The sequence below is a fragment of the Romboutsia sp. 13368 genome (assembly GCF_018336475.1).
GTDB lineage: Bacteria > Bacillota > Clostridia > Peptostreptococcales > Peptostreptococcaceae > Romboutsia.
This window is the reverse complement of record NZ_CP048741.1, coordinates 234,691-235,140: the sequence shown is the minus strand read 5'-3', so window position 1 is coordinate 235,140 and position 450 is coordinate 234,691. Positions and strand designations below refer to the sequence as shown.

The window sequence follows — 450 nt, the reverse complement described above, 5'->3', positions numbered from 1 at the left end:
CTTATTCTAAGTAGCAATATCTTTCAACAGCCTTATCTATCAAGCTATTCATCTTAGCATCTTGAGCACTAGTTCTTTTCTCTTTATAAAATAATATAGTAAATTCATTTATTTCATCATCATTATATCTCCATAAGTTATTTCATCATTCCATTTTAAATCATAAACACTATCAACTTCTTGTATATACATTRYTAGTCATTTCAAAATATGGCTTATATGCATCTTGTATATCTTCCACACTATTTTGGAAATCTAATACAAATGTTTGTTTATTAGGATAAGTTCTATTAAGTCTTGATAAAGTCTGAACTGTCTTTACACCATCTAACTTTTTATCAACATACATAGCACAWARCTTYRRTTGGTCAAATCCTGTTTGATATTTATCTGCAACTATAAGTAACTTAAAATCATTCTTTTCAAATATATTTGGTAAATTTGAATCAG

Annotated in this window: 2 protein-coding genes; both read right to left on the bottom strand. The window is 26.2% G+C overall.

Annotation, left to right across the window (positions count from 1 at the left end; all coding sequences use genetic code 11):
- Positions 1–108 precede the first annotated feature (108 nt).
- Positions 109–192, bottom strand: coding sequence for a glycine--tRNA ligase subunit alpha (locus G3997_RS11460; RefSeq protein WP_296649208.1), 84 nt, complete (start codon positions 190–192; stop codon positions 109–111).
- A partial coding sequence (locus tag G3997_RS00970; RefSeq protein WP_296646698.1) for a type I restriction enzyme subunit R domain-containing protein occupies positions 173–450 on the bottom strand: 278 nt, incomplete at its 5' end. The genes G3997_RS11460 and G3997_RS00970, both read right to left, overlap by 20 nt.